General features: G+C 66.5%; 7 protein-coding genes and 1 tRNA gene. 4 read left to right on the top strand and 4 right to left on the bottom strand.

What is annotated here, in order from left to right; all coding sequences use genetic code 11:
• Nucleotides 1–77: 77 nt before the first annotated feature.
• Nucleotides 78–1,433 (top strand): lysine N(6)-hydroxylase/L-ornithine N(5)-oxygenase family protein, encoded by a 1,356-nt coding sequence (locus O3Q52_RS43610; protein WP_269654067.1) that lies wholly within the window; start codon nucleotides 78–80, stop codon nucleotides 1,431–1,433.
• A 45-nt stretch (nucleotides 1,434–1,478) separates the two neighbouring features.
• On the opposite strand, the gene O3Q52_RS43605 is transcribed toward O3Q52_RS43610, so the two are convergent.
• On the bottom strand, nucleotides 1,479–3,299 hold the full coding sequence (locus O3Q52_RS43605) for a bifunctional UDP-sugar hydrolase/5'-nucleotidase (protein WP_269654066.1): 1,821 nt from the start codon (nucleotides 3,297–3,299) through the stop codon (nucleotides 1,479–1,481).
• A 151-nt stretch (nucleotides 3,300–3,450) separates the two neighbouring features.
• Between O3Q52_RS43605 and O3Q52_RS43600 the strand changes: the two genes are divergently transcribed.
• Nucleotides 3,451–4,170 (top strand): SIMPL domain-containing protein, encoded by a 720-nt coding sequence (locus tag O3Q52_RS43600; protein ID WP_269654065.1) that lies wholly within the window; start codon nucleotides 3,451–3,453, stop codon nucleotides 4,168–4,170.
• A 132-nt stretch (nucleotides 4,171–4,302) separates the two neighbouring features.
• Nucleotides 4,303–5,739, top strand: a complete 1,437-nt coding sequence (pyk, locus tag O3Q52_RS43595; RefSeq protein WP_269654064.1) for a pyruvate kinase — start codon at nucleotides 4,303–4,305, stop codon at nucleotides 5,737–5,739.
• A gap of 10 nt (nucleotides 5,740–5,749) precedes the next feature.
• Here the strand turns inward: pyk and O3Q52_RS43590 are convergent, their stop codons facing one another.
• Together O3Q52_RS43590 and O3Q52_RS43585 are read right to left on the bottom strand one after the other, a co-directional pair.
• Nucleotides 5,750–6,496 (bottom strand): helix-turn-helix domain-containing protein, encoded by a 747-nt coding sequence (locus O3Q52_RS43590; RefSeq protein WP_269654063.1) that lies wholly within the window; start codon nucleotides 6,494–6,496, stop codon nucleotides 5,750–5,752.
• A 107-nt stretch (nucleotides 6,497–6,603) separates the two neighbouring features.
• Nucleotides 6,604–6,676, bottom strand: a tRNA-Leu gene (locus O3Q52_RS43585).
• Between the two features lie 100 nt (nucleotides 6,677–6,776).
• Between O3Q52_RS43585 and O3Q52_RS43580 the strand changes: the two genes are divergently transcribed.
• A complete protein-coding gene (locus tag O3Q52_RS43580) occupies nucleotides 6,777–7,433 on the top strand; it encodes an ANTAR domain-containing response regulator (protein WP_055615813.1) in 657 nt (218 codons plus the stop codon).
• Nucleotides 7,434–7,545: 112 nt separating this feature from the next.
• On the opposite strand, the gene O3Q52_RS43575 is transcribed toward O3Q52_RS43580, so the two are convergent.
• Nucleotides 7,546–8,262, bottom strand: coding sequence for an ABC transporter ATP-binding protein (locus O3Q52_RS43575; protein WP_269654062.1), 717 nt, complete (start codon nucleotides 8,260–8,262; stop codon nucleotides 7,546–7,548).
• Between the last annotated feature and the right edge of the window lie 83 nt (nucleotides 8,263–8,345).

Below are 8,345 nucleotides of genomic sequence, written 5' to 3'. Positions count from 1 at the left end.
CCCAGCGCGCCCAGCGAGGTCACGGCCCCGCTGAAGCGGGGGTCACCCCGGCCGATCGTCAGGGCCGACCCGTCGGCATCGGCATCGGCCCCTGCAACCTCTCCCTCGCCGCGCTCGCCCACCCCCTGGCCGAACTCGACACCGCCTTCTACGAACAGCGGCCCACCTTCGACTGGCACCCCGGCCTCCTCATCGAAGGCACCACCCTCCAAGTCCCGTTCCTCGCCGACCTGGTGACCCTCGCCGACCCCGCGAGCCCCTGGACCTTCCTCAACTACCTCAAGGCCCGCGACCGCCTCTTCCCCTTCTACTTCGCCGAACGCCTCCACATCCACCGCGCCGAATACGCCGCCTACTGCCGCTGGGTCAGCGACAGCCTCCCCGGACTCCACTTCGGCCATCAGGTCGACGCCGTCCGCTGGAACCCCGAACGCGACGTGTTCGAAGTCGACTTCACCCAACTCGACAGCGACGGCGAAGCCGAAGCACTCGGCCGCACCTACACCAAGAACATCGCCCTCGGCATCGGCACCGCCCCCTACATCCCCGAACCGCTCCGCCCCCTCGTCGAAGCCCCCGGCGTGCCCGTCATCCACGCCGCGGACTACCTCGAACACCGCGACCGGTTCCTCACCGCCGAACACATCACCGTCATCGGCTCGGGACAGTCAGGCGCCGAGGTCTTCCTCGACCTCCTCAGAAACCGCCCCGCAGGACGCGAGAAAATCCACTGGCTCGCCCGCACCGAGGCCTTCGCGCCCATGGAGTACTCAAAACTCGGGCTCGAACACTTCACACCCGACTACACGCGCTACTTCCACGCCCTGCCCGAACCCGTACGCGACCGCCTCGTCCCCGCCCAATGGCAACTCCACAAAGGCATCGACGCCCACACCATCGCCGCCATCCACGAAGAGCTCTACCGCCGAACCCTGAACGGCGGCTGGCCCGACACCGTCCTCACCCCCGGCGTCCACGTCCGCACCGCGGGCCGCATCGCGACCACCAAGGTCGAACTCCACCTGGAACACGCCCAACAGGCCAGCCGCTCCCGCATCACCACCGACGCCGTCATCCTCGCCACCGGCTACCGCGAACGCCCCCTCGGCCGAATCCTCGCCGGACTCGACCCCTACATGCGCCGCGACGCCTCCGGACGCCCCCGCATCGACGACCGCCACCGCCTTGTCCTCGACCCCTCCGTCACCGGAGCCGTCCACGTCCAGAACGGCGAACGCCACACCCACGGCGTCGGCGCCCCCGACCTCGGCCTCACCGCCTGGCGCAGCGCGAGCATCCTCAACTCCCTGACGGGCAAAGACCCCTACCCGCTGCCGAGCCGAACGGCCTTCACGACCTTCGGACTCACCCAGCAGCCCCAGATCCCGCCCGCCAGGCAGCAGCCACGGATGCTCACACCACTCGCCGAATAGAAGCCAACCAGCCGCGCAACAGCCAGCCAGCCGAATGGAAGCCGACTAGAAGACCGGCCTCCCCTCACGTGTCAGCTTCCAGTCCACCGAGGCGAACTCCTTCGGGTCCAGCGACCCCTTCGCCGTCACCCACTCCGCGATCCGCGTACGGATCTCCGTCGACTCCGCCCACAGCTCCTTCGCCGACGCCACATGCGGGAACGCCCCACCGCCATTGGCCCGGTAGTTGTTCACCGCGAACACGAACTGCTGCGCGCCGTCCAGCGCCACACCGTTGTAGGACAGGTTCTTGATCCGCGAACCCGCCGCCTGAGCGATGTCGATGTCGTACGTCAGACCCGACACGTAGTCGTAGTTGTAGTCCGGCCGGTTGCCCGCGTTCGTCAGCTTCTCCACGTCGACGGCGGCACCGGCCGCCGTCTGCACGAAGTACTGCGCCGAGTACTCCAGGTACGCCCGCACCTGCGCACCCGTCATCAACTTCGCGACCAGCGTGTTGTCGTACACATACAGACTCGACAGATCCCGGATCGTCACATCGCCCGCCGGGATCTCCGACGTACGCGAGAACGGCGACGCCTGCGACAACACCGGCAACGACGCGTACTCCGTCCCCACCAACGCCGCCTTGACCACGTCCTCCTGGACCTTCGTGATCAGGTCGATGATCGGGGCGTCCTTGTAACGCGCCTCCACCGTCGTCAACGTCTCGGTCGCCGTCCCGACCACCTGGTTGACGTACGCCACGACCACGTCGTGCTCGTCCTTCAGCAGCTTCGTGATCTTCGGGTCGTCGGCCACCGAGTTCGAGTTGCGGACCGACGCCGCCACCGACTCGACCGTCCACCGGCCCTTCTCGAAGACCAGCTCGAAGTCGAACAGCGACAACCGCTCCGCATACGCCAACGGCTCCGACAGGACGACCGTCTTCCCCGTCTTCGTGTTGGTGACCTTCAGCTCCGGAATCTCCACATGCGCGTGCCCGACCAGAATCGCGTCGATCCCCGGCACCTGCTGCGCCACCAACCCCGCCGAGTTCTCGACGTACGGCAACTGATCACCGTACGAGGACGTGCCCGACGAACCCGAGTGCGCCGACACGACCACCACGTCCGCACCCATCGACCGCAGCTTCGGCACCCACTTCGCCGCCTGCTCCTCCAGACCCGGGAACGTCAACTTCCCCTGCACATAGGCCTTGTCCCAGATCGCGATACCGGGGTTCGTCAGACCCAGCACGGCCACCTTCACCGGCGGCGCGCCCTTCACATGGAACGTCTTCATGAAGTACGGAGGGAAAGCCGGCTTCAGCGTCTTCGCGTCCAGCGCGTTCGCACCCAGCAGCGGGAAACGGCACTGCGACTCGAACTTCCGCAGCGTCTCGATTCCATAGTTGAACTCATGGTTGCCGAGCGCCACCGCGTCATAGCCGATCGCGTTCATCGCCTGAGCCATGGGGTGGACAGGCCCGCCCTTGGCCGTGATCGGATCGACCTTCGCGTAGTAGTACGTGAGTGGCGTGCCCTGGATGGTGTCACCGGCGTCCAGCAACAGCGTGTTGCACCGGCCCTTCTCCTTGCGGACCGCGTTCACCAGCGTCGAGATCCGCGCCAGACCCTGCGCGTTGCCCGCCGAATCCTTGTACTCCGCGTCCTTGAAGTAGTCCCAGTTGAAGACGTGACCGTGCAGATCGGTCGTGCCCATCACCGTCAGCGAGTACCGCTTCGGCTTCCTGCCACCCTTCGCCACCGCAGCCTCCGCCGCCTCCGCCGCCTGAGCACTCGGCGCCGCGGCCGCACCGGCCAGGGCGACACCCGCGCCGGTCACGGCGGACTTCTTCAGGAACTTCCGACGGTTCAACGGCATGACGGGCTACTCCTCGGGGAACGGTCGACGACACACGCAGATACGCGCGTAGATTCTGACCCGGTCATGACGTACCGCAACAGCCCCCGCAGGTTTCGATCTGATGACCGACAAGGCCCGGAAACGGGCCGCCGGTGACAGAGTGGGACGTATGACCTCAGCCGTCGATGAACCTCGACCCGCGACCCCGTACGGCACACCCGACGCACCCCGCATCGCCGTCCGCGGCGAAGCCCACCTCGAAGTCGACCCCGAGATCGCCCGCATCGGCATCACCGTCAGCGCCCGCGGCACCGACCGCCGCGACGCCCTCACCGACCTGACCCGCCGCAACGCCACCGCCCTCGACCTCGTCAAAACCTACGGAGACGCAGTCGAGAAACTCGAAACCGGCGCCTTCTCCATCACCCCCGAACTCACCAAACACGGCCGAGGCGAACGCATCCGCGCCTACCACGGCCGCGTCCACATCACCGCCGAACTCACCGACTTCACCGCCCTCGGCGAACTCACCACCCGCCTCGCCGACCTCGACCTCACCCGCGTCGACGGCCCCTGGTGGGCCCTGCGCCACGACTCACCCGCCCACCGCCAGGCCAGGCAACAGGCAGTACGCGAAGCCGTCCAACGCGCCCGCGAATACGCCGAAGCCCTCGGCGCCACACTCGCCGCCCTCGTGGAACTCGCCGACATCGGCGCCGAGAACGCCCAGCCCTACGGCATGGACGCCAAGGCCGCCCGGTCCATGCGCACCATGGCATTCGACGCGTCAGCCCCCGAAGGAGCCCCGGCCCTCGACCTCGAACCCGAACGACAGCACGTCTACGCACAGGTCAACGCCCGCTTCACAATGTCACCGCCGGTGCTCTGAAGGCCCTCCGAAATGCTCATCGGAGCGGCCCCGTGCACAATTCAACACTTGTCAACAGCCCTTCACGCAAAGGTTGTTGAGTAGTCATGCCCGACCAATTCCCTACCCGCTGGTAAGGCCTAGGCTCAAACCATGCGCCGAGCAAAAATCGTTTGTACATTGGGCCCCGCCACCGACTCGTACGACCAGATCAAGGCACTGGTCGAAGCCGGAATGGACGTAGCCCGCTTCAACCTCAGCCACGGCAGCCATGCCGACCACGAGGAGCGCTACCAGCGCGTGCGAAAGGCCTCCGACGAGACCGGCCGCAGCGTCGGAATCCTCGCCGACCTTCAAGGCCCGAAGATCCGACTCGGCCGCTTCACCGAAGGACCCGTACTCCTTGAACGCGGAGACACCTTCACCATCACGGTGGAAGAGGGCACGGAGGGTGACCGCCAGACCTGCGGAACCACCTACTCCGGCCTCGCCGCCGACGTCACCACCGGCGAACGCATCCTCGTCGACGACGGCAAGGTCTGCCTCGAAGTCACCTCAGTCGACGGCCCCCGCGTCCACACCACCGTCATCGAAGGCGGCATGGTCTCCGACAACAAGGGCCTCAACCTCCCCGGCGTCGCCGTCTCCGTCCCCGCCCTCTCCAAAAAGGACGAGGACGACCTCCGCTGGGCCCTGCGCACCGGATGCGACGTCATCGCCCTCTCCTTCGTCCGCAGCGGACGCGACATCGTGGACGTCCACCGCATCATGGACGAAGAGGGCCGACGCCTCCCGGTGATCGCCAAGGTCGAGAAGCCCCAGGCCGTCGAGAACATCGACGACATCGTCGCCGCCTTCGACGGCATCATGGTCGCCCGAGGCGACCTCGGCGTCGAAATGCCCCTCGAACAGGTCCCGATCGTCCAGAAGCGCGCGGTCAAACTCGCCAAGCGCAACGCCAAGCCGGTCATCGTCGCCACCCAGATGCTCGACTCCATGATCGACAACTCCCGCCCGACGAGGGCGGAGGCGTCCGACGTCGCCAACGCCGTCATCGATGGCACGGACGCCGTGATGCTGTCCGGCGAGACGAGCGTCGGCAAGTACCCCATCGAGACGGTCCGCACGATGTCCCGCATCGTCGAGGCGGCGGAGGAGGACATCCTGGCGAAGGGCCTCCCGCCCCTGACCGACCGGAACAAGCCCCGTACCCAGGGCGGCGCGGTCGCCCGGGCGGCGGCGGAGATGGGCGACTTCCTGGGCGCGAAGTACCTGGTCGCCTTCACGCAGTCCGGCGACACGGTCCGCCGCCTGTCCCGCTACCGCTCCCCGATCCCCCTCCTCGCCTTCACCCCGGACGCCGCCACCCGCTCCCAGCTCAACCTGACCTGGGGCGTCGAGACCTTCCTCGGCCCTCACGTCGGCTCGACCGACGCGATGGTCGACCAGGTGGACGAGCTGCTCCTGAAGTACGGCCACTGCGAAAAGGGCGACGTGGTCGTCATCACGGCCGGCTCCCCGCCCGGGGTCTCCGGCTCGACGAACCTGGTGCGTGTGCATCACATCGGCGAGGACGACAGCCCCAAGTAGGGCTGCGGGGTCAGTACTTGGGCCCTACGTGGGTGTCCAGTAGGGCTACGGAGGCGCGGCGAGCGACGGATACGTTGCATGAGTTGGACTGCTTCCAGTCGACGCCGACCTTGTCGAGGGTGTCGGTGTAGAGCCGTGTGATGTCCGCAGACAGATTCGTGAAGAAGTACCGCGGGTATTCGTAGCGCTTCTTCTCGCCCGCGACCACGCGCGTTGTCCAGTTGGTGATCCGGCAGCCGTCGGAGTGGATGAGGCCACGGATGAACTCCCATGGGTGGACGTCCACGATCTTCTGTTGCCAGGGTTCGAGGGCGATCGTGCGTTCGTGTTTCTTGCCGGGGCCGTGTTGGGGGAACAGGCTGGGCCAGTGGCGGCTGTAGCTGGTGACCATCCCGTAGCCCTGCTTCTGGAGGATGTAGACGCCGATGCCGGGACGTACTTTCGTGATGGCTTCGCGGCACAGCTGTAGGAGTCCGGGCCACGCATCAGCACACGCGACTCTGAGGTAGTAGCCGGTGCCGCGCATGTGCGGGCTGATGCAGCCGTCGCCGAGATAGAGGCCCAGTAGGTAGGCGTACGCAGCTTCATCTGCTGGTGGGCCGGGGTCTGGAGTGGTCATGCGGGGCAGTGGTTCGATCCGGTCTTGCCAGGAGCGGATCGCAGCGCGTGAGATGCCTGTCTGCTTGCTGACGGAATTCAGGCTGCGGCCCTGGCCTACCAACGCGAGTGCCCGCTTGCGTGTGCTCATGTCGTACATGCGCCCACTCTGCGTGGCTGATCACTACAGTGCGCAGTAAAAAAGTGGACATTCACGAGAACGTGAACATCCACTTTCCAATGGTGACCTTGGGATCCAAGGAAAAGTGCCCCGAGTCGGATTCGAACCGACGCTGGATGGGTTTTGAATCCATGGCCTCTACCGCTGGGCTACCGGGGCCCCTTCGAAACGAAGGTCAGCGGTCTCCCGCTGTGTCACCACCATACCGCAGCTAGGTACGCTCTTGTCAGCAGTACCCCGCCCTGAACGAGGAGCCCCCGTGACCGCCCCCGAGTCGCCCCAGCCCGTAGACGCGCCCGACGACGACAAGTCGCACGTGCCTCCGCTGACGACCCGTGTCGTCATCGCCGAGGACGAGGCGTTGATCCGTCTCGACCTCAAGGAGATGCTCGAAGAAGAGGGGTACACGGTCGTGGGCGAGGCCGGTGACGGTGAGCAGGCCGTCGAGCTCGCCCGGGAGCACCGCCCCGACCTCGTCATCCTCGATGTGAAGATGCCGAAGCTGGACGGCATCTCCGCCGCGGAGAAGATCGCGGAGGAGTCCATCGCCCCGGTGCTGATGCTCACCGCGTTCTCGCAGCGCGACCTCGTGGAGCGTGCCCGCGACGCCGGTGCGATGGCGTATCTGGTGAAGCCGTTCAGCAAGAGTGATGTCGTTCCGGCGATCGAGATGGCTGTCTCGCGCTTCACGGAGTTGAAGGCGCTGGAGAAGGAGATCGAGGATCTCACGACGCGTCTGGAGACGCGGAAGCTCGTCGACCGTGCGAAGTCGGTGCTGCAGACGGAGTACGGCCTGTCGGAGCCGGCGGCGTTCCGTTGGATTCAGAAGACGTCCATGGACCGTCGTATGTCGATGCAGCAGGTCGCTGAGGCGGTCATTCAGGACGCCGACGAGAAGAAGGCCGCGAAGGGCTGAGCGCGTCGCGAGTAGCGCGCGCGTACACGTACATACGGCTGAGGCCCGCACCCCGTGTCATCGGGTGCGGGCCTCAGCCGTATGCGAGTAGCCGGGCTGTTAAGGCGTCGGCTCAGTCCTCGCCGAGGTACGCCTTGCGGACCGACTCGTCGTGCAGGAGGTCCTGGCCGGATCCGGAGAGGACGATGCTGCCGACCTCCATGACGTGTCCCTGGTCGGCGAGCGAGAGTGCTGCCTGGGCGTTCTGCTCGACGAGCAGGATGGTGGTGCCCTGGGACTTGAGTTCGGAGATCGTGGCCATGATCTTCTGCATCATGATCGGCGAGAGGCCCATGGAGGGTTCGTCGAGCATGAGCAGCTTGGGCTGGGACATGAGCGCGCGGCCCATGGCGAGCATCTGCTGCTCGCCGCCGGAGAGCGTCCCCGCGGCCTGCTTGCGGCGTTCCCCGAGGATGGGGAAGAGCTCGTAGGCGCGCTGGATGTCCTTGTCGATGCCTGCCTTGTCGCTGCGCAGGAAGGCTCCGAGGCGGAGGTTGTCCTCGATCGTCATGCGGGGGAAGATGTGCCGCCCCTCGGGGGAGTGGGCGAGCCCGAGGGAGACGATCTGGTGGGCGGGGGTCTTCTTCAGTGACTTGCCCTGGAACTTGATCTGGCCGCCGACGGGCTTGAGGAGGCCGGAGAGGGTGCGCAGGGTGGTGGTCTTGCCGGCGCCGTTGGTGCCGATGAGGGTGACGACCTGGCCGGCGTCGACCTTGAAGGAGATGCCCTTGACGGCTTCGATCTTGCCGTAGGCGACCCGGAGGTCCTCGACTTCGAGCAGTGCGGTCATCGGTCGTTCTCCTTGCGGGGCGCGGCGTCCGTGGAGGCTTCGGCCTGTGCCTCGGCGGCTTCGGCCTCGGCGACCTCCTAGGT

It is taken from the genome of Streptomyces sp. ActVer (genome assembly GCF_027270795.1).
Taxonomy (GTDB): Bacteria; Actinomycetota; Actinomycetes; order Streptomycetales; family Streptomycetaceae; genus Streptomyces; species Streptomyces umbrinus_A.
The sequence above is the reverse complement of the archived record's forward strand: the minus strand, read 5'-3'. Positions and strand labels throughout refer to the sequence as shown.